This window comes from Shimia biformata (genome assembly GCF_016888515.1).
GTDB classification, from domain to species: domain Bacteria; phylum Pseudomonadota; class Alphaproteobacteria; order Rhodobacterales; family Rhodobacteraceae; genus Shimia_A; species Shimia_A biformata.
On the sequence record NZ_JAFEJK010000001.1, the window covers coordinates 2,373,322 to 2,392,293 of the forward strand.

The 18,972-nt window shown below is 63.1% G+C and carries 19 protein-coding genes; 7 read left to right on the plus strand and 12 right to left on the minus strand.

The genetic code is table 11. The annotated features are described in order from the left end of the window. Positions 1-71 precede the first annotated feature (71 nt). A complete protein-coding gene (locus JQ863_RS11615; RefSeq protein ID WP_204114428.1) occupies positions 72-1,106 on the minus strand; it encodes a TRAP transporter substrate-binding protein in 1,035 nt (344 codons plus the stop codon). Between the two features lie 259 nt (positions 1,107-1,365). Here JQ863_RS11615 and JQ863_RS11620 point away from each other — a divergent pair, with 259 nt between their 5' ends. The 7 genes from JQ863_RS11620 to JQ863_RS11650 all read left to right on the plus strand — a co-directional run bounded on the left by JQ863_RS11620 (position 1,366) and on the right by JQ863_RS11650 (position 7,496). After that, entirely contained in the window at positions 1,366-1,944 is a 579-nt protein-coding gene (locus JQ863_RS11620; RefSeq protein ID WP_204114429.1) for a YqaA family protein, read from the plus strand. Between the two features lies 1 nt (position 1,945). Continuing rightward, positions 1,946-2,407 carry a disulfide bond formation protein B gene (locus tag JQ863_RS11625; protein ID WP_204114430.1) on the plus strand — a complete coding sequence of 154 codons (462 nt, stop codon included), beginning with the start codon at positions 1,946-1,948 and terminating at the stop codon, positions 2,405-2,407. Positions 2,408-2,471: 64 nt separating this feature from the next. Next, a complete protein-coding gene (locus JQ863_RS11630) occupies positions 2,472-3,008 on the plus strand; it encodes a GNAT family N-acetyltransferase (protein ID WP_204114431.1) in 537 nt (178 codons plus the stop codon). Between the two features lie 82 nt (positions 3,009-3,090). Beyond that, positions 3,091-5,499 carry a GcvT family protein gene (locus JQ863_RS11635; protein WP_204114432.1) on the plus strand — a complete coding sequence of 803 codons (2,409 nt, stop codon included), beginning with the start codon at positions 3,091-3,093 and terminating at the stop codon, positions 5,497-5,499. Positions 5,500-5,589: 90 nt separating this feature from the next. Next, entirely contained in the window at positions 5,590-6,192 is a 603-nt protein-coding gene (locus JQ863_RS11640) for a nucleotidyltransferase family protein (RefSeq protein WP_204114433.1), read from the plus strand. Positions 6,193-6,386: 194 nt separating this feature from the next. After that, positions 6,387-7,061 carry a TetR/AcrR family transcriptional regulator gene (locus JQ863_RS11645; RefSeq protein ID WP_204114434.1) on the plus strand — a complete coding sequence of 225 codons (675 nt, stop codon included), beginning with the start codon at positions 6,387-6,389 and terminating at the stop codon, positions 7,059-7,061. A gap of 57 nt (positions 7,062-7,118) precedes the next feature. Next, positions 7,119-7,496, plus strand: a complete 378-nt coding sequence (locus tag JQ863_RS11650) for a potassium channel family protein (protein WP_338055517.1) — start codon at positions 7,119-7,121, stop codon at positions 7,494-7,496. Between the two features lie 32 nt (positions 7,497-7,528). Here JQ863_RS11650 and JQ863_RS11655 read toward each other — a convergent pair whose 3' ends face one another. The 11 genes from JQ863_RS11655 to JQ863_RS11700 form a co-directional block, all read right to left on the minus strand. Further along, complete coding sequence (locus JQ863_RS11655; RefSeq protein ID WP_204114435.1) at positions 7,529-8,836, minus strand: DEAD/DEAH box helicase; 1,308 nt, start codon at positions 8,834-8,836, stop codon at positions 7,529-7,531. 299 nt (positions 8,837-9,135) lie between these two features. Continuing rightward, the gene (locus JQ863_RS11660; RefSeq protein ID WP_204114436.1) at positions 9,136-10,470 is read right to left on the minus strand and encodes a sigma-54-dependent transcriptional regulator; all 1,335 of its coding nucleotides are present in this window, start codon (positions 10,468-10,470) and stop codon (positions 9,136-9,138) included. Between the two features lie 26 nt (positions 10,471-10,496). Then, the gene (locus JQ863_RS19545) at positions 10,497-10,622 is read right to left on the minus strand and encodes a hypothetical protein (protein ID WP_275411528.1); all 126 of its coding nucleotides are present in this window, start codon (positions 10,620-10,622) and stop codon (positions 10,497-10,499) included. A gap of 8 nt (positions 10,623-10,630) precedes the next feature. Continuing rightward, positions 10,631-11,911: a c-type cytochrome gene (locus tag JQ863_RS11665; RefSeq protein ID WP_204114437.1), complete on the minus strand. Its 1,281-nt coding sequence runs from the start codon at positions 11,909-11,911 to the stop codon at positions 10,631-10,633. Next, positions 11,908-13,131, minus strand: a complete 1,224-nt coding sequence (locus tag JQ863_RS11670) for a formate dehydrogenase subunit gamma (RefSeq protein ID WP_204114438.1) — start codon at positions 13,129-13,131, stop codon at positions 11,908-11,910. The genes JQ863_RS11665 and JQ863_RS11670 overlap by 4 nt, the downstream gene beginning before the upstream one ends. Before the next feature lie 111 nt (positions 13,132-13,242). Continuing rightward, a complete protein-coding gene (gene fdh3B, locus JQ863_RS11675) occupies positions 13,243-13,836 on the minus strand; it encodes a formate dehydrogenase FDH3 subunit beta (protein WP_204114439.1) in 594 nt (197 codons plus the stop codon). A 12-nt stretch (positions 13,837-13,848) separates the two neighbouring features. After that, positions 13,849-16,743 carry a formate dehydrogenase subunit alpha gene (locus JQ863_RS11680; RefSeq protein ID WP_204114440.1) on the minus strand — a complete coding sequence of 965 codons (2,895 nt, stop codon included), beginning with the start codon at positions 16,741-16,743 and terminating at the stop codon, positions 13,849-13,851. Between the two features lie 135 nt (positions 16,744-16,878). Further along, the gene (locus JQ863_RS11685; RefSeq protein WP_204114441.1) at positions 16,879-17,064 is read right to left on the minus strand and encodes a twin-arginine translocation signal domain-containing protein; all 186 of its coding nucleotides are present in this window, start codon (positions 17,062-17,064) and stop codon (positions 16,879-16,881) included. A gap of 69 nt (positions 17,065-17,133) precedes the next feature. Continuing rightward, positions 17,134-17,739: a TorD/DmsD family molecular chaperone gene (locus tag JQ863_RS11690; protein ID WP_204114442.1), complete on the minus strand. Its 606-nt coding sequence runs from the start codon at positions 17,737-17,739 to the stop codon at positions 17,134-17,136. Next, complete coding sequence (locus JQ863_RS11695) at positions 17,736-18,362, minus strand: DUF3306 domain-containing protein (protein WP_204114443.1); 627 nt, start codon at positions 18,360-18,362, stop codon at positions 17,736-17,738. Before JQ863_RS11695 ends, JQ863_RS11690 begins: the two co-directional genes overlap by 4 nt. 55 nt (positions 18,363-18,417) lie before the next feature. Then, positions 18,418-18,951 (minus strand): DUF3305 domain-containing protein, encoded by a 534-nt coding sequence (locus JQ863_RS11700; protein ID WP_204115145.1) that lies wholly within the window; start codon positions 18,949-18,951, stop codon positions 18,418-18,420. Between the last annotated feature and the right edge of the window lie 21 nt (positions 18,952-18,972).

The window sequence follows — 18,972 nt, forward strand, 5'->3', positions numbered from 1 at the left end:
ACTGGCCCCGTTCCGTCACCTGCGCCGCACGAAACGGACGGCCCGGCATCAGCCGGACCGCCCAGATTGCGTTATTGCGAGTATTTCGCAACCAGCGCCTTGGCGTCGTCCACCATCGCCTGGGCATCCAGCCCCTTGCCGGTGGCCTCTTCGATCCAGGCGGCGGTCTGGGCGTCGCCGATGGCCCTGATCTCGGCCACGACCGCCGGGTCCAGCGTGTGGATCTTGTTGTCGGTGCCGGCCACAACCTGTTCACCCGCGGCGTCGCCGGTGTCCATCGCCTTGCCAGCCCAGCCCGAGGTCTCGATCCCCGAATTCTGGTCGATGATCGCCTTCAGGTCGTCGGGCAGGCTGTCATACTTGGCCTTGTTCATGCCCCAGATGAAGGTGGTGTTGTAAAGCGCGCGGTCGCCGCCGATCTGGGTGTGGCTGTCGGCCAGTTCATGCACTTTCAGCGGCGGGACGATTTCCCACGGGATCACGCCGCCATCGACAACACCCTTCGAGAGCGCCTCGGGGAAGGCAGGCACAGGCATGCCGACCGGGGTGGCGCCCAGCGTTTCCAACAGGCCATTGGCCTGACGCGACGGACCGCGCAGTTTCAACCCCTTGAAATCATCGGTAGACATGACCGGCTCACCCTTCTTGTGGATGACGCCTGGACCATGCACATGCACCGCCACGACATGGATGTCGCTGAACCGTTCGGTCGCATATTTCTGATAGAACTCCCAGAATGCCTTGGACGAGGCTTCGGCGCTCATCGAGGTCATGAAGGGCAGTTCAAAGACTTCCGATTCCGGGAAACGGCCCGGCGTATAGGCGGGCAGCGCCCAGCCGCAATCGATCACGCCATCGCGGATCTGGTCATAAAGCTGGGGCGGTTTGCCGCCAAGCTGCATCGCCGGATAGACCTCGACCTTGATGCGGCCGCCCGAGTCCTTCTCGACCTTTTCGGCCCATGGCACGATGAAATACTGCGGAACCGAGCCCTTGGGCGACAGGAAATGCTGACAGCGCAGCGTAACTTCCTGCGCGGCCGCGGCCCCGGCCATTAGCCCAAGCGCCACGGCGCCGGCAAAGACATTTTTCAAGTTGTGTTTCATTGCGGATCCTCCCCATTCGCAATTTCGCCGCCGGTCCCCTGCCTCATGGCGTGGGGGGTGCGGACCGATATTTCAATAAAACGACCGGTTGGTCAATAAATGATTTCACATCACGACACATTACTGATTGGACCGGGCATCGTTTCATTCCTATTTCCCAATCAAATGCGGCTATAGCACCGTTGTCACGCATTATTTGCTTGAAATCTGCGGCCGGATACTTTCCCAAGACGGCAAGAACAGGCACCGGGATACGCCCATGTTGAGAAAACTCTATGACTGGATGCTGCGCATGGCTGAGCATCCCAAGGCAATTTGGGCGCTGGCGGTTGTGGCCTTTGCCGAAAGCTCGTTCTTTCCGATTCCGCCGGACGTGATGATGATCCCGATGATTCTGGCAACGCCGCATCGCGCCTGGCTGATTGCGTCCGTGGCGTTGGTGTCGTCGGTTCTGGGGGGCATGCTGGGTTATGGCATCGGCATGTTTGCCTTTGACCAGATCGGCCAGCCGATTCTGGCGAGCCTGGGCAAGGCCGACGCGATGGCCGAGTTCTCGACCCGCTTCAACGATTTCGGCTTCTGGGCGGTCTTGGGCGCGGGCGTGACCCCCTTCCCGTTCAAGGTTATCACGATAATGTCAGGCTGGACCGCGATGCCGTTCGGCACCTTCATCGCCACCGCAATCCTTGCGCGGGGCCTGCGTTTCTTCATCGTCGCTGCGCTTCTGTGGAAATTCGGAGACCCGATCCGCGACTTTATCGAACGTCGTTTCGGGCTTGTATCCACGGCCTTTCTGGTGCTTCTTTTCGGCGGTTTTATCGCCTTGAGGTATCTCTGAGATGTATCCCACCCGCACCATGATCCTGATCCTGACCGGATTTTCCGTCGCCTCGATCCTTGGGGCTTGGGGGTTTCAGTATATCGGCGGGCTGGAACCTTGCGCGATGTGCTACTGGCAGCGCTGGCCGCATTGGGCGGCGATCGGGTTTGGCGTCGCGGCTTATGCGTTTGGTGCGCGGGTCTTTATCTGGCTGGCGGGGCTGGCCACGCTGACAACCTCGCTGATCGGGGTCTATCACTCGGGCGTGGAACGCAAATGGTGGCTTGGCCCCGAAAGCTGCACCGGGCGCGGGCTGACGCTGGATGACGCCTCAAGCCTTCTCAGCATGGACGGCGCGGGGCCGGTCCTGTGCGACGAAATTCCGTGGCAGATGCTGGGCCTGACCATGGCGAACCTCAACGCCATCGGCTCGCTCATCATCGCGATCCTGTGGTTCCGGCTGGCCCTGCGCAAAGCCTGATCCACAAGGCTCGACGCACCCGGCGATTCATGAGACCCTGTCGCATGGATGACCGGAGGGCGACATGGCCGTTTCCATCAACCCCGTCCGCAGCGACGCCGATATCTCCGAGACCACCCGCCTCGCGTGGGATTTCGTCGCGCTGCTGAAACAGCGATACCCTGAGCGGATCGAAGCGCTGGATGCCTATTTGAAAGATCAGCGGTTCGAGGAAATGCTGGCCCAGTTCCGAGACCATTTCACCCCGCCCGTGGGCGAGTGCTTGCTGGCGCGCAAGGATGGTGAGGCCGTGGGCATCGTGATGCTGAAACCGGTCACGGATGGCTTGTGTGAAATGAACCGCATGTATGTAGCGCCGCAGGCGCGCGGAACCGGGATTGGCCGGTCCCTGTGCAACAGCCTGATCGCGCGGGCGGTCGAACTGGGCTATCGCGAGATGCGGCTTGGCGCGCTCGACCGTCATGTCGAGGCGATCCCGCTGTATCACTCGCTTGGCTTCGGCCCCGACCCGGACCCGCCCGCCTTTGGCCGTGACGACAAGGGCGTGCTGCACATGCGGATGACTTTGCCGGTGCCTGAACAAGCCCCCCGCACCCGATAAAAACGACACGACCTGTCGCCCCCTGACAAGAGACACCCGCCCCCTGCCCTGACCATCAGGGCACCAAACAAAGGGGCGATCCATGAAGACCACCACCCGAGTTGTCGTGATCGGCGGCGGAGTCGTCGGCTGTTCGGTTCTCTATCACCTGACCAAGTTGGGCTGGTCGGACGTGATGCTGGTCGAACGGTCCGAATTGACCAGCGGCAGCACATGGCATGCCGCAGGCGGATTTCACACGCTGAACGGCGACACCAACATGGCCGCGCTTCAGGGCTATACCATCCGTCTTTACAAAGAGTTGGAAGAGATCACCGGCATGTCCTGCGGGCTGCACCATGTCGGTGGCGTGACGCTGGCCGACAACCGCGACCGCTTTGACATGCTTCTGGCCGAACGCGCCAAACACCGGTTCATGGGGCTTGAGACCGAGATCGTGACCCCGGACGAGATCAAAAAGATCGCCCCGATCACCAATACCGACGGCATCATCGGCGCGCTTTACGATCCGCTTGACGGGCATCTTGACCCCTCGGGCACCACCCATGCCTATGCCAGGGCCGCGCGTATGGGCGGGGCCACGATTGAAACCCATTGCATGGTCAAGGGAACCAACCAGCGTGCCGATGGCACGTGGGACGTGGTGACCGACAAAGGCACGATCCATACCGAACATGTGGTCAATGCCGGCGGTCTCTGGGCGCGCGAAGTCGGCGCGATGGCAGGCATCTACTTCCCGCTGCACCCGATGGAGCATCAATACATCGTCACCGACGACATCCCCGAAATTTATGAACGCGGACAGGAACATCCCCATGTGATGGACCCCGCCGGGGAAAGCTATCTGCGGCAGGAAGGGCGCGGGTTGTGCATCGGGTTCTACGAACAGCCCTGCCGCCCCTGGGCGGTGGACGGGACGCCGTGGAATTTTGGCCATGAACTGTTGCCAGACGACTTTAACAAGATCGAACAAAGCATTGAATTTGCATATAAACGCTTCCCCGTTTTGGCGACGGCCGGGGTGAAGTCGGTGATCCACGGCCCCTTCACCTTTGCCCCCGACGGCAACCCGCTGGTCGGCCCGGTGCCGGGGATGCGCAACTATTGGTCGGCCTGCGCGGTCATGGCCGGGTTCAGTCAGGGCGGCGGTGTCGGGCTGATGCTGGCGCAATGGATGATCGAGGGCGAATGCGAGCGTGACACCTTCGCCATGGATTGCGCCCGCTTCGGCGACTGGATCACGCCCGGCTATACCCGGCCCAAGGTGATCGAGAACTATCAGAAACGGTTTTCCGTCTCTTACCCGAACGAGGAACTCCCCGCGGCGCGCCCGTTCCGCCAGACCCCGATGTATGACATCTTTGACGGGATGGGCGCGGTCTGGGGCCATCAATACGGGCTTGAGGTGGTGAATTACTTTGCCCAAGACCCTGAACCGAGGTTTGAAACGCCCAGTTTCCGCCGCTCCAACGCCTTCGACGCCACCGCGCGCGAGGTGAACTCTGTCCGCCAAGCTGTTGGAATCAATGAGGTTCACAATTTCGGCAAATACCTCGTCACCGGCCCCGGCGCGCGCGGCTGGCTGGACAGGATCATGGCCGGGCGCATTCCCGCGCCGGGGCGTCTCAGCCTCACACCGATGCTGTCGCCCAAGGGCCGGCTGATCGGGGATTTCACCGTGTCCTGCCTTGCCGATGACGCCTTCCAGCTGACCGCCTCTTACGGCAGTCAGGCCTATCACATGCGCTGGTTCCAGATGAACGAGGCGGATGGCGTCACGGTCGAAAACATCTCGGATCGCCTGAACGGGTTCCAGATCGCAGGCCCAAAGGCACGCGAGGTGCTGGCCGCCTGCACGCGGGCAGACATTTCGACCATGCGCTTCATGGACGTGCGCCAGATGACGATTGGCCTGACGGACTGCCTTGTGCAGCGGGTCAGCTATACCGGGGATCTCGGCTATGAGATCTATTGCGACCCGATGGCGCAACGGTCGCTCTGGCACACGCTCTGGGGTGCGGGCCAAGACCACGGCATGAAACCCTTTGGCATGCGGGCGATGATGTCGCTGCGGCTGGACAAGTTCTTCGGCTCGTGGCTCAGCGAATTCTCACCCGATTACACGGCGGCCGAAACCGGGCTGGACCGCTTTATCTCTTTCAAGAAGAACGTTGATTTCATTGGAAGAACCGCCGCCGAAGCAGAACGTGAAACCGGCCCCGCCCGCACGCTTTGCGCCTTCGAGGTCGACGCCGAAGATGCCGATGTCACCGCCTATGAACCGATCTGGCTTGAGGGCGAGGTCGTGGGTTTCTGCACCTCGGGCGGCTACAGCCACCATGCGCAGAAATCCATCGCGCAGGGGTTCATTCCAACCGACAGGCTACGCGATGACCTTGAAGTCGAGATCGAGATCCTCGGCCAGATGCGCCCCGCCCGCCGCCTGATGACGCCGCTCTTTGACCCGGATAGCGCCCGAATGCGCGGTTGACCCTTTCGCGTCCGCTTCTTTCTTGCCTAAATACTCCCGCCGGAGGCGTTCCGCCGCCTCCGGCATGTGAAACAGCCAAGGAAAAGCGCCATGATCACGATCCTGATCCCTGCTGCGGGCGCGTCGTCCCGGATGGCGGGCACGGACAAGCTGATGCGCCGGGTCGACGGCGTGCCGCTTCTGGCGCGCACGGTTGACCGGGCGCTGGCGACAGGAGCTCGGGTCATCGTCACCCTGCCCGCAACGGATCACCCCCGCGCAGCGGCGCTGGCCGGAAAGGACGTGACGGTTGTGGCTGTTCCCGACCGCGACCGGGGCATGTCGCGGTCCCTTGTGCGGGGGGCGGCGCAGGCGGATCCCGCATTGCCGCTGATGATCCTGCCCGCGGATATGCCCGATCTCGACAGCGACGACCTGCGCACCCTGATCGCCGCCCGCACCACGGCGCCCGTGGGCGCGATCCTGCGTGGGTCCGGCGCCGATGGCACCCCCGGCCACCCGGTCCTGTTTCCACCCTCTGACCTGCCCGGCTTCGCCCGGCTGGAAGGCGACCAGGGCGCTCGCGAGATCCTTGCCCGCGCCGCGTCGCGCCTGGTGATGGTGCCCTTGCCCGGCACCCATGCCCTGACCGATCTGGACACCGCCGACGACTGGGCACGCTGGGAGGCGCAGCACCAGGAGGGTGCGACCTGATCTGACGTCACGTCGTTTCCGCCGTCATCGCCGCATTTCGGCAAACTTGCCACGGCGCGCGTCTGGTGGTCATAATGGCAACACCCTAGATATGACGCGACCGAAGGTTGGCGCGTTTTGCCTGTTGCGTATCACCGCGGATGGCCGCCCTGCCCTTGGTGTGTTCATACCAGTGTACGGCAAAGGTAATGCCAATGACCCCAGATCCCGATATCGCCCTGCCCAAAGGCGAACGCACCCGGCGCAAGATCCTGACCGCCACCCTTGAAATCGTTGCCAGGAAAGGCGTCAACGGCGTCACCCATCGCGCCGTGGCCCGTAGAGCGGGGGTCAGCCTGTCGACAACGACCTATCATTTCGACAACCTCGAAGACATGCTGGTGAAAGCATGGGACATGATCGAGACCGTCTGGGCCGACAAGCTGGAAGAGACTCTTCATGCCTTTATTCAGCGGGTCGACACCTCTGGCCTGTCCCCGACCAGTTCGCTCGCCTTCCGGGAAGGGCTGCGGGACGAGCTGGCTTATCTGGCGATCCATTACCTGCACAATCCGACACCGGACCGGCGCATCCGCCTGATGGCAGAGATGCGTTTCACCTATGAGGCCGGTCATCTGGTCGAACTGCAAGAGCGCATGGACACCTATCGCAACGCCGTGATCGCGCGGTTGCGCGTTCTGCCGGAAAAGGCCGGCTCCGAGACGCCGGACCTGGATGCATCGATCCTGTTTGACGCGGTCCAGACGATGCAGTTCCGGGCACTGACCCATCCGATCGAGGCGCACCGGCATTACCTCTTGGCCCGTGTGCGCCGCTATCTGGGCTGGTTCCTCAACTGTCAGGCACCGGTGATCGCGAATCCCAATTGACCAAATGTGGGTCGGACGGTGTAGGTAGGTAGGAACCCGCCCCGGAAAGGAACTGTCGTGATCAGCCTCTATATCAGTGTCCTGCGTCTCATCAAGGCGATCTACCGAAGCTGGAATGTCCCGCATTTCCGCGCCGGGCTGACGCTGGCCGTCCTGATCCTGCTGTCTGGCACGATCTTTTACGTGCGGGTCGAAGGCTGGACATGGATCGACGCGCTGTATTTCAGCGCGGCCACCATGTCGACGGTCGGCTATGGCGATCTCGCGCCACAGACCGATATCGGCAAGATCTTTACGGTGATCTATATCTTCATGGGCATTGGTGTCTTTGTCGCGCTGTTTTCGCAATTTGCCCGTGCGCTGCTGAAATACGAAGATCAGGAAGACCGGGAAGACCGCGCCGACAAAAAGAAAAAAGGGCCGCCCAGCACCTAGGCGACCCTTTGACGTTTTTTGGAAACCGGCGCTCAGGCCGCGCGGCGGCGCGGACGGCGGCGGCGCGACTGGCCGGGCGCCTTCTGGCCCTGTGCCTGTCCCTGTCCTTGTCCCTGCCCCTGACGCTGGCCCTGACCACCGCCGGGTTTACCACCGCGACGACGGCGGTTGCCGTTGCGCTTGGCGCCATCGCCGGAACCGCCACCCGACAGCGGGCTGGTGCCGCTGGCGACGGGGATCTCCATCTTCATGACCTTCTGGATCTGCTTCAGCTGATCCGCCTCGTCCGGCGAGCAGAAGGCGATCGCCTCGCCTTCACGTCCGGCACGGGCGGTGCGGCCGATGCGGTGGACATAGTTGTCGGGCACATTCGGCAGGTCATAGTTGATGACATAGGCCACGCCGGGAATGTCGATCCCGCGCGCGGCGACATCGGTGGCAACCAGAATGGTGATCTCGCCGGCCCGGAACGCCTTGATCGCGCGGTCGCGCTGGCCCTGGCTCTTGTTGCCGTGGATCGAGGCGGCGTTATAGCCATCGGCCACCAGCCCCTTCATCAGCTTCTCGGCACCGTGCTTGGTGCGCGCAAAGACCAGCGTCAGCGCGTTCAGGTCTTCCGACAGGATTTCGCGCAGCTTCTTGGGCTTCAGGCTCTGGTCGATGAAATGCACCGATTGCGTGATCTTGTCAGCGGCCTTGCCCGGAGGCGACACCTGCACCCGTTTCGGGTTGTCGAGATAGGTGGCCGACAACTCTTCCATCTGTTTCGGCATGGTGGCCGAGAACAGCATGGTCTGGCGCGGGGTGCCCAGTTGCGGGGCGATCTTGCGCAGGGCGTGGATAAAGCCGAGGTCCAGCATCTGGTCGGCCTCGTCCAGAACCAGGTGGCGCACGGTCGACAGGTCGATGGCGCGGCGGTCCATCAGGTCGATCAGGCGGCCCGGCGTGGCGACAAGGATGTCGGTGCCACGGGTCAGCATGTTGATCTGCTTGCCGATGGATTGGCCGCCAACCACGGTGACGACGCGGATTTTGGTGCCCTTGGTCAAGTTGCGCAGGCTTTCGGCGATCTGGTTCACCAGTTCGCGGGTCGGCGCAAGGATCAGCGCCTTGGCGGTCTTGGGATCGGGTTTGCCGGGCTGTGCCAGCAGGTGATCGATCAGCGGCAGGCCAAAGGCCAGCGTCTTGCCGGTTCCGGTCTGGGCCAGCCCAAGGATGTCGTGGCCCTCAAGGGCATAAGGCACGGCCTGCGCCTGGATCGGGGTGGGTTGATCGAACCCCGCCTGTTTCAGGGCGGTGTTCAGCGCCGGGGCGAGGCCCAGCATGTCAAAGTCAAACAAATCAAGTCTTTCTCGGCCCCTGTGGTTGAGGGGTCCGGGTTCTGGTGGCCGCGGAATTGCGCCACAAACGGGGTTCATGCGGCCTCGGGCTCAGACGGGCGTGTCCCGACTGTCCGGCCGTGTTGTCATCGAACCCTGCGTGATGGGGAACTGGTGGATTGGGTCGCTGTCGGCCTCTCCTCGGGGCCGGGCATACTCACGCGGCAGCGCAGCGACAGGGGCCATGTGGGGCATATCGCGTTCGAAGTCAAGGCATTTGGCGGGGAACGCACAGCGCAATCGGTCGGCGGCCCGTCACGTCAGCTGCCCCAGACGGCCATTTTCCGGTCGATGGTCTTGCGCGACACGCCAAGCCGCCGGGCGGCTTCGGCGCGGTTGCCGTCGCAATTGTCCAGCACATGCATGATGTGGCGCTGCACCACCAGGTCGAGGTCCTCGATCGCACGCGCGCCGGTCACGCTGCCTGACCCGGCGAATTCTTCCGGGAATTCTCCAAGGATTACAGAGCGTTCGATCATGTTCTTCAACTCGCGCACATTGCCCGGCCAGTCATAGCGGCGCAGTTTGAGAAGCGAATCCTCGTCCAACTCCAGCGCGGGCATGCCCAGCATCCGCGAGAACCGCGCCATGAAGAACGACGCCAGTTCGACGATGTCTTCCGAGCGGCTCGACAACGGCGGCATCTCGATCTTGACCACGTTGATGCGGTGGTAAAGGTCGGCGCGGAAGCGGCCTTCGTCCATTGCCTTGTCCAGATCGGCATTGGTGGCAAAGAGGAAGCGCAGATCCAGCGGGATTTCACGTTCCGCCCCGACCGGGCGCACCTTCTTGTCCTCAAGCACCCGCAGCAGCGCGGCCTGAAGCTGGTCCGGCATCTGCGCGATCTCGTCCAGGAACAGGGTGCCGCCATCCGCCAGCAGCAACAGGCCCGGTTTCAGGCGGTCGTCGGCCTCGACCACGCCGAAGAGTTCGGTGGCGATCCGGTCCGGGGCCATGGCCGCGCAATTGACCGCGACAAAGGGCTTTTCGGCGCGATCGGACAGCTGGTGCATCTGGCGCGCAGCCAGTTCCTTGCCGGTTCCGCTGGCGCCGGTGAACAGCACATGGGTCGGCAGCGGCGCAAGACGCGCCAGCATGTTGCGCACTTCCGAAAGGGCCTCGGAGGTGCCCAGAAGCTGGCCCCGGTCGACCTCGCTGTAAAGTTCGCGGCGCAGAAGGACGTTGTCGCGGCGCAGGTATTTGCGATCCAGCGTGCGCGCCACCGCGCCAAGGATCTGGTTGGCGCGAAACGGTTTCAGCACGAAATCGCTGACCCCGGCGCGCAGCGCGGCAATCGCGGTTTCAAGGTCGGCATAGGCGGTGATCAGGATCGTGTCGGCAAAGAACCCCTTGCGGCGTTGTTCTGCCACCCAGTCAAGCCCCGTTCCCCCCGGCATGATATTGTCCAGGATCACAAGGTCGAAATGGGCGTCATCCAGCCGCTGCGACGCCTCTTGCGGCGACCCGGCCTGTTCGACCCGCTTGACGCGCGGTCCCAGGATCTTGGTCAGGAAATTGCGCATCCCCGGTTCGTCGTCGATCACCAGGATCGACGCGCCGGCCAGCGTGCCGCCGTATTCATCTGATTGGGTCATGGTGGTGTTTTACCGCAAGCCTGTCGCTAGTCCAGCCGAACGTTCTCTCCGGCGCTTTGTTCTGCGGTTGAAAAACCCGCCCTGTCCAGCGCGTATCCGGCGCCCAGGGCGATCACGATCATGGCGGCAAACCCAGCGAAAATGGTCTTCATATCCGGGATCACTCCCCTTCTTGCGTGTCTTGTTGCGTTGCGGTTTTCAGAAAGGCAATCAGGTCGGCACGGTCCTGTGCCCCGCTGATGACCTGCATCGGCATTTTCGAACCGGGAATGAAATTATCCGGTCCGACGTGGAAAAGTGCATCGACAGAACGTTCGTCCCAGATGATATCAGAGCCTTGCAGGATTGGCGAATAACCATAGCCCCGCACCGTGCCCGCGCGTCGTCCGAACAGCCCGTGCAGGTTTGGTCCCGCCTTGCGCGACGGGCCATCGTCCAGCGCGTGGCAGATCGAGCATTTGCGCATGAACTGACGCTCGCCATTCGGCATGGTGCCGGCATCGCGCAGGAACGACCGCTGGCCCTCGATGCCGGGGGCGAACGCGTCCAGCAGGGCGACCGGCCAGGCATAGGCGACGTCATCCAGCCCCCCGGCATAGATCGTCTCGCCATCGGGGGAAAACGCCAGCGCCCAGACCGGGCCTTCGCGGGCGGCGCGGAAGTCATGGGTGATGGACCAGGTGACGGTGTCGATCACCATGATGAACCCCTGCCCGTCCCCAACCGCCAGCCGCGCGGTCTCCGCGTCGTACGCCATGGCAAGGATCGGACGGCGGTCCAGGGTGAAATCGGCGATCTGTGCGCCGGTCTCGGCATCGACGACACGGGTGCCGCCATCGACCGCACCATAAGCGACCCAGCCATCGCCAAGGGCCAGCGTGTTGACCCCGAAACCGTGTTTGACCAGCGGGAACGGCGTTGATGCGGGGCTGTCATAGCGCAGCAGCGCGCCATTGGATGTGCCCGCAAACAGCCGCCCCGCGCCATCATAGGCCAGCGCGTTCACCCCTGCACCCGGCGAAGCCAGCGACGCGGCGCTGCCATCTGCCAGCGGCCAGAGGTGGATCGCCCCATCCCAGCTGCCGCTGGCCAGAACCGCGCCATCGGGCGACGGGGCCAGCGCCGTGACCTTGCCCTTGTGCCGGCCAAGTTCGCGGGGGTGATCGCCCCACAGCCGGACCGCGAAATCATCGCCGCCGCTGACCGGGATACCTTGGGTCGTGAACCCCACCACCGTCACCGCCGCCGCGTGGCCCTCAAGCCAGCGCGGATCGCGGCCCGACCACAGGCCGACGGAATTGTCGAAGCTGGCGGTTGCCACTTGTCCCGACGGGGACACCGCGACGCCCATGATCGGCCCGCCATGCCCTTTCAGCGTGGTGAACTCCTGCGCCGTCAGCGACGACGCAGCAAGGATCAGAAGCGCCGACAGACGTGTCATTCGGCGGGTGTGGCGTCCGAGGGTTTGGCTTCGCCGGTCTTGCCCGCCTCTGCCGCCTTCACCTCGTCCAGCCAGATCGAGTGGTGCTGATGCGCCCATGCCTCGTCCACCTCGCCGGTGCCCATGGCATCAAAGGCGCCCTCCATGCCGATCGAGCCGATATAGACATGCGCGGTGACGATCATCATCAGGATGAAGGCCGCCATTGCGTGCCAGGCCTGCGCCATCTGCATCTGCTCCTGCGCGGTCATGTCGAACCGCTCTTCCAGCCCCACCAGCGCCATCAGGCCCCAGTCGTTCATCAGGGCATAGACATCGGCCAGGAACACGAAACGGTAGGGGAACAGAAGCGACAAGCCGGTGATCGAGATCACCGCGCCAAAGATCACGACGGACCAGAAGATCATCTTCTGCCCGGCGTTGAACTTTTTGGCGGGTGGGTGCGCGCTGCCGATGATGCCGCCGTACTGCCTGAGCCAGGTGATGTCGCTGCGGTTGGGGATGTTGTGAACAACCCACATCACGAAGACCATGATCAGCCCCAGCATGAAGGCCCAGGCCACGTTGTTATGCACGACCTTGGAAAAGGCCAGAAGGTTGGCGTTGAACTCTTTGCCCAGCACCGGGGCCAGGTATTTGCGGCCAAACAGCACGAACAGACCTGTCGCCCCGAGAACAAGAAACGAAATACCCAGAAGCCAGTGACCAAAGCGTTCAATGGCCTTGAAGCGGGTGACGGTGCGGCCCGTCAGTTCCCCGTCGATGCGGATGCGGCCGCGCAGAAGGAAAAACGCCAGAAGACCACCAGCGGTGCCGACCACCATCCAGAAGCCCCAGATCTGCAAGCGGCCCTCGCGCCAGGTCAGCCATTTCAGGCCGCCATCGGTCATCAGAACCTTGCCGACATCGTCGCCGGTACTGACGGTGACATCGGCCTTGTTATAGCGCAATGCACGCCACAGTTCCGGGTCCGAGGCCCCGCCAAGGGGACCAAGCCCCGGCGCCATCACCGCGTTGCCGCCGATGTTGTCCGAGCGGAAACTGTCGTCGATGGTTTCACCGCGCTGGCGGCGCATGATGTCTTCCAGCGTCTGCGCCCCGCCTGTGGCAGAGCGGTCAATCGCCGGCGTGTCAGCCCCCTGAGCATGGGCGGCAACAGGCACAAGGCCCGGCGCACTCAACAGGAGCAATGTAAGAAGGGCCATGAAATGGCGCAGCATGGGTCATCCCCCAACTAAGCGTCAATTTGGCACCGCCCGCGACGGTCCGCCCGGGCAGTCATGAAAATGAGAAATGGCGGGGCGATCGGTCGCCGCCCCGCCACGGCGGAGTTACCCGCCTTTCTGATCGTAGGCCGTGCCCCAGCCCCACGCGCCCGAGCCGAAGCCACGGGCAACGACACGCTCGCGGTAGATGGCCGACACGACATCGCCATCACCGGCAAGCAGGGCCTTGGTGGAACACATCTCGGCGCAGATCGGCAGCTTGCCTTCCGCGATCCGGTTGCGGCCGTATTTCGAGAACTCAGCGTTGCTGTGGTTCTCTTCCGGGCCACCGGCGCAGAAGGTACACTTGTCCATCTTGCCACGGGACCCGAAGTTGCCGGCCTGCGGGTATTGCGGCGCACCAAACGGGCACGCGTAGAAGCAATAACCGCACCCGATGCACAGGTCTTTGCTGTGCAGAACGATGCCTTCCTCGTTCTGATAGAAGCAATCGACCGGACAGACCGCCATGCAGGGCGCATCCGAACAGTGCATGCAGGCCACCGACAAGGAACGCTCACCGGGTTTGCCGTCATTCAGGGTCACCACGCGACGGCGGTTGATCCCCCACGGAACCTCGTGTTCGTTCTTGCAGGCCGTGACGCAGGCGTTGCACTCGATGCAGCGCTCGGCGTCGCAGAGAAACTTTGCTCTAGCCATTCTCTTTCCTCCTTACGCCGACCAGATTTTGCAGAGAGTCGTCTTTGTCTCCTGCATCTGGGTCACTGAGTCATAGCCGTAGGTCTGGGCGGTGTTGGTCGATTCACCCAGGACATAGGGATCGGCCCCGGTCGGATATTTCGACCTCAGGTCCTCGCCCTGGAAATGCCCGCCGAAGTGGAAGGGCATGAAGGCAACGCCTTCGCCCACCCTTTCGGTCAGCATCGCCTTGACCTTGACCTTGCCGCCTTCGGGACCTTCGACCCAGACCTGTGACCCGTCACGGATGCCAAGGTTGTTGGCGTCGCGCGGGTTGATCTCGACGAACATGTCCTGTTGCAGCTCGGCCAGCCACGGGTTCGACCGGGTTTCATCCCCGCCGCCCTCGTATTCGACCAGACGACCGGATGTCAGGATGATCGGATAGTCCTTGCTGAAATCCTGCTTCTGGATCGAGGCATACATCGTCGGCAGACGATAGAACTTCCGGTCCTCATAGGTCGGATAGTCGGCCACCAGGTCACGTCGCGGCGTATAGAGCGGCTCGCGGTGTTTGGGGATCGGATCGGGGAAGGTCCACACGACGGCGCGGGCCTTGGCATTGCCAAACGGCGCACAGCCATGCTTGATCGCAACCCGCTGGATGCCGCCCGAAAGGTCGGTCTTCCAGTTGGTCTTGGGCCCCGCAACCGCGTCGATGGCGGCGCGTTCCTCGGCCGTGAGATCGCCGTCCCAGCCCAGGTCCATCAGCATCTGCATGGTGAACTCGGGATATCCGTCCTGGATTTCCGACCCCACCGAATAGACGCCATCGGCCAGAAGGTTGTCGCCATCACGTTCCACCCCGAACCGGGCACGGAAGGTCAGGCCGCCTTCGGCGACGGGTTTGGACATGTCATAGAGGTTCGGCGTGCCCGGATGCCCCATCTCTGGCGTGCCCCAGCAGGGCCACGGCAGACCGTAATAGTCGCCATCCGCTGGACCACCATTGGCGCGCAGCGTGGTGCGGTCAAAGGTGTGCTGGTTCGCCATGTGCAGCTTCAGCCGTTCCGGGCTTTGACCCGTATAGCCGATGGTCCACAGTCCCTTGTTGAACTCACGCGTGACGCTTTCGACGTTCGGCGTGTTCTCGTCGTCCATCTCGATGTTGCGGAAGAACCTGTCGGCCCAGCCGAACTTGTTTGCAAACATGCCCATGATCTCGTGATCGGGTTTGCTTTCAAACAGCGGCTCAACCACTTTCTCGCGCCACTGGAACGAGCGGTTCGATGCGGTGACCGAGCCATAGGTCTCGAACTGGGTCGCCGCCGGCAGCAGATAGACGCCGTCGGTGCGATCCTGAAGCACGGCGGAAACGGTGGGATACGGGTCGATCACGACCAGCATGTCCAGCATTTCCATGGCCTTCTTCATCTCGACCATGCGGGTTTGCGAGTTCGGCGCATGTCCCCAGAGAACCATCGCCCGGACCTTGTCGGGGTTGTCCATGTTCTCGGGGTCTTCCAGCACGCCGTCGATCCAGCGGCTGACCGGGATCCCCGTCAGGTTCTGAAGCGACTTCTCCTTGCCATCGGCGCCGGTGACCTTGGCAAACTGGCCCGACAGCCACTCGGCATCTTCTTCCCAGACACGCGCCCAATGCGCCCATGCCCCGGCCGACAGGCCGTAATAGCCCGGCAGGGTGTGGCTGAGAACGCCAAGGTCGGTTGCGCCCTGCACGTTGTCGTGGCCGCGGAAGATGTTGGTGCCACCACCCGAGGTGCCCATGTTCCCCAGCGCAAGCTGAAGGATGCAGTAAGCCCGGGTGTTGTTGTTGCCGTTGGTGTGCTGCGTGCCACCCATGCACCAGATCACGGTGCCGGGGCGGTTGTTGGCCATGGTACGGGCCACGCGGCGCAGCTGTTCACCCGGCGTGCCGGTGACGCGCTCGACCTCTTCCGGGGTCCAGTGGGCCACTTCCTCGCGGATCTGGTCCATGCCCCAGACACGGGTGCGGATGAACTCTTTGTCCTCCCAGCCGTTTTCGAAGATGTGCCACAGGATGCCCCAGACCAGGGCCACATCCGTCCCGGGACGGAAGCGCACATATTCGTCGGCATGGGCTGCGGTGCGGGTGAACCGCGGGTCGCAGACGATCAGCGGCGCGTTGTTCTGCTCTTTCGCGCGCAGAACGTGCAACAGCGAGACGGGGTGCGCCTCGGCCGGGTTGCCGCCGATGATGAAGATGGCCTTCGAGTTGTGGATGTCATTGTAGCTGTTGGTCATGGCGCCGTAGCCCCATGTGTTCGCCACACCCGCAACCGTGGTCGAGTGACAGATCCGCGCCTGGTGATCGACGTTGTTCGTGCCCCAGTAGGCAGCGAACTTGCGGAACAGATAGGCCTGTTCGTTCGAATGCTTGGCCGACCCCAGCCAATAGACGCTGTCCGGGCCGCTTTCGTCCCGGATCTTCATCATGCCGTCGCCGATCTCGTTGATCGCCTGTTCCCAGCTGATGCGCTTCCACTCGCCACCCTCTTTCTTCATCGGGTACTTGAGGCGGCGCTCGCCGTGGGCGTGTTCGCGCACCGAGGCACCCTTGGCGCAATGGGCACCCAGGTTGAACGGGCTGTCCCAGCCGGGTTCCTGCCCGACCCAGACGCCGTTCGACACTTCGGCAACCACGGTACAGCCGACCGAGCAGTGGGTGCAGACCGACTTTTTCAATTCAATCGCGCCCGATGTGCCGGACGCGGCATTGGCCTGGGTCACGGTGCCACCTGTCGCGGCGACCGCCGCCAGGCCCCCGATGGCCAGACCGGATCCGCGCAGGAACGCGCGGCGGTCAACCGAGGTGTTTGCCACCTCGGAAAGGATCGAATCCCGCTGGGGGCGTCTCGCAACCCCGTTGGTCTTTTTCCTCAACATGTTTCTCTCTCCCTTGCTCGCCCGGCGAAAGCCTTGCTTGCTTGGTTATGGCTCAGACCTCATGGCAGTCGGGCGTCACGCAACCAGTCGCCTTCGGTCGGTTCACAGGGCCCGGGTCCGGGCCGTGCCATCGTCTTAGAATTTCGCCGAGGCGAAATAGGCCCGCGTATGGGCGGTGTCCTGCATCTTGTCCGATGTCAGGTCAGGCTCGGATGCTTCGGCCGTGGTGGCCGAGGTCGCCACGGCCACGGCCGCAGCGGGGGCAGCCGTTCCTGCCAGTTTCAGGAAGTCGCGGCGCGTGGCGCCTTCTTCCTTTTTCATGAAAGCTCCTCCTCTCATGTGGCGGTCTCCCGCCGGTTGGGGCGCGGGGACATCCCGCACCCGGAAAAATCACTCGTTACTCAAACGGAACGCTTCCGCCTCGATTTGCATGAAAACCCGCCCCACCGTGCCCACAGGCGCGAAAAAGACAGAGTTTTCAGCAGCTTCGAGATCGGAAAAGAAATGGCTGGCCCAGGGGCCGATATGCCGGTTGTAAAAGGTCTTCTGGGTCGAAAGGTCCGCAGGCGGGCCAAATCGCCCGACGATCATGGCCGCCATCATTTCCATCAGGCTGGCGATGTTGTCCTCGGGCTCAAACACGTTTTCCGCCCGCGCCAGACCGCGCGCGGCCATGTCCTGGCGCAGCGTCGCCAGCGGCTTTTCGTTCAGGAACCCGGTCAGGTAGTAGCTGGCATAGGGCAACAGCTCCCCCCGGCCCAGTCCGATGAACAGCCGGTTGAACTCGCTTTCCACCGTCTTCGGCTTCGACACCCTGGCCAGTTTCGCCAGCACCCCGATCGCCTGCCCAAGGTCGCTGTCGTCGCCCGACAGCCCGGCGGTCTGGTCCAGAAGCATCTGGTCAGGCGGGCCGGACAGGATCAGCCCGAGAAAATTATAGAGATCGGCCCTCAGGCGGTCTTCTTCGGCGATCTTGATATCGGTGGCAGTTGTCATGTCAGTCCTTCGGCGGTGTCAAAACGAAAGCGCATCCGGCGGCCAGCGGCCACGGCGGGCAATGCGGGTTCGCCCTCAAACTCGGGTTCGGGGATTGCTTCGGCGGGTGCGTCCGCATCGGGGTCCGGGGTCACTGTGTCGGCCAAAACCGGCGCTGCTTCTTCCTGCGGCACATCGGCCTCGGTTGCGTCTTCGACCTCTGCCTCAGGCTCTGTTTCCGGCTCTGTCTCGGAGGGCTCATCCTCGACAAAGGCGCTGAGCATGCCTTTCCCGACCTGGTAAACGGTCTGCAGGTTCTCGACCACGGTGGCGGCGTCGGTGAAATCTTCGCCATAGTCAACCAGCCCGTCGACATTGGCCAGTACCGGGTTCAACCCCCAAAGCCGCCGCAGCGCGCGCGTTTTCAGACGTTGCGGTAGGGCGGATTTCAGGAATTCCTGCACCTGTTCGGCACTGTCCAGCGTGTCCGGGTCGGGCAATCCGGCCTCGGCCAGCAGGTCCGCGTCGCTACGTTCGGCCAGCGCCTGTTCCTCGGCGGCCTGTTCGACCTCAAGCCGCACACGTTCAGCGTCAGCGGCCTCGGCCTCGACTGCGGCTTTGCGGCGGGACCAGAAATCATTCATGACTGACCTCCGCGATTGCGGACGGAAAACCGGTGCCCACTTTTCCTGCAATCGCTCATTGCAACCGCCTCCGCTTGAGGCTGGGCGAGGCATAGATATCCGCCGCCTTGCCGATGCGGGGGTCGCCGATGCCATCCTGCACAAGGTCGATGCGCTTCTTGTCGCGCTTGCGCTTCACAAAGACCTCGTCCTGGTGGAACTCTTCGATAAACTCATGCACCCAGGCAACCAGCCCGGCGGGCATGGCGACCTTCTCGACGATCTCTTCGCCGCTGTCGGTGTAATCCTGCGCCTCATAGGGTGAGGCCGTGACAAGCACCACGTCCAGCGGGTCGTCGCCACCGGTCTCGCGCATCACGACGTAGAGGCTGGGCACCTCGGCAGACAGCCCGTGCAGATAGGCCTCGGTCTCGGCACCGTGCAATTCCAGCGTCAGGGTGGCGGCGTGATATTCGACCGTGTCGCCATCGCGCCGCAACTCGTGCCACTCGGCTGGTCCGGCACCGGGCAGAATGCCCGTCGCGGTCCAGACCCAAGGCACCCATCGCGTCACACCGGGGGCGCGACGCAGGACAACACCGATCGGCATTGTGCGGTACATCTCGGGATT

Excerpts from the sequence above, each read along its gene's own strand:
- JQ863_RS11615 (WP_204114428.1), bottom strand. The coding sequence starts at position 1,106 with ATGAAACACAACTTGAAAAATGTCTTTGCCGGCGCCGTGGCGCTTGGG.
- JQ863_RS11620 (WP_204114429.1), top strand. The coding sequence starts at position 1,366 with ATGTTGAGAAAACTCTATGACTGGATGCTGCGCATGGCTGAGCATCCC.
- JQ863_RS11625 (WP_204114430.1), top strand. The coding sequence starts at position 1,946 with ATGTATCCCACCCGCACCATGATCCTGATCCTGACCGGATTTTCCGTC.
- JQ863_RS11630 (WP_204114431.1), top strand. The coding sequence starts at position 2,472 with ATGGCCGTTTCCATCAACCCCGTCCGCAGCGACGCCGATATCTCCGAG.
- JQ863_RS11635 (WP_204114432.1), top strand. The coding sequence starts at position 3,091 with ATGAAGACCACCACCCGAGTTGTCGTGATCGGCGGCGGAGTCGTCGGC.
- JQ863_RS11640 (WP_204114433.1), top strand. The coding sequence starts at position 5,590 with ATGATCACGATCCTGATCCCTGCTGCGGGCGCGTCGTCCCGGATGGCG.
- JQ863_RS11645 (WP_204114434.1), top strand. The coding sequence starts at position 6,387 with ATGACCCCAGATCCCGATATCGCCCTGCCCAAAGGCGAACGCACCCGG.
- JQ863_RS11660 (WP_204114436.1), bottom strand. The coding sequence starts at position 10,470 with ATGACCCAATCAGATGAATACGGCGGCACGCTGGCCGGCGCGTCGATC.
- JQ863_RS19545 (WP_275411528.1), bottom strand. The coding sequence starts at position 10,622 with ATGAAGACCATTTTCGCTGGGTTTGCCGCCATGATCGTGATCGCCCTG.
- JQ863_RS11665 (WP_204114437.1), bottom strand. The coding sequence starts at position 11,911 with ATGACACGTCTGTCGGCGCTTCTGATCCTTGCTGCGTCGTCGCTGACG.
- JQ863_RS11670 (WP_204114438.1), bottom strand. The coding sequence starts at position 13,131 with ATGCTGCGCCATTTCATGGCCCTTCTTACATTGCTCCTGTTGAGTGCG.
- fdh3B (WP_204114439.1), bottom strand. The coding sequence starts at position 13,836 with ATGGCTAGAGCAAAGTTTCTCTGCGACGCCGAGCGCTGCATCGAGTGC.
- JQ863_RS11680 (WP_204114440.1), bottom strand. The coding sequence starts at position 16,743 with ATGTTGAGGAAAAAGACCAACGGGGTTGCGAGACGCCCCCAGCGGGAT.
- JQ863_RS11685 (WP_204114441.1), bottom strand. The coding sequence starts at position 17,064 with ATGAAAAAGGAAGAAGGCGCCACGCGCCGCGACTTCCTGAAACTGGCA.
- JQ863_RS11690 (WP_204114442.1), bottom strand. The coding sequence starts at position 17,739 with ATGACAACTGCCACCGATATCAAGATCGCCGAAGAAGACCGCCTGAGG.
- JQ863_RS11695 (WP_204114443.1), bottom strand. The coding sequence starts at position 18,362 with ATGAATGATTTCTGGTCCCGCCGCAAAGCCGCAGTCGAGGCCGAGGCC.
- JQ863_RS11700 (WP_204115145.1), bottom strand. The coding sequence starts at position 18,951 with ATGCCGATCGGTGTTGTCCTGCGTCGCGCCCCCGGTGTGACGCGATGG.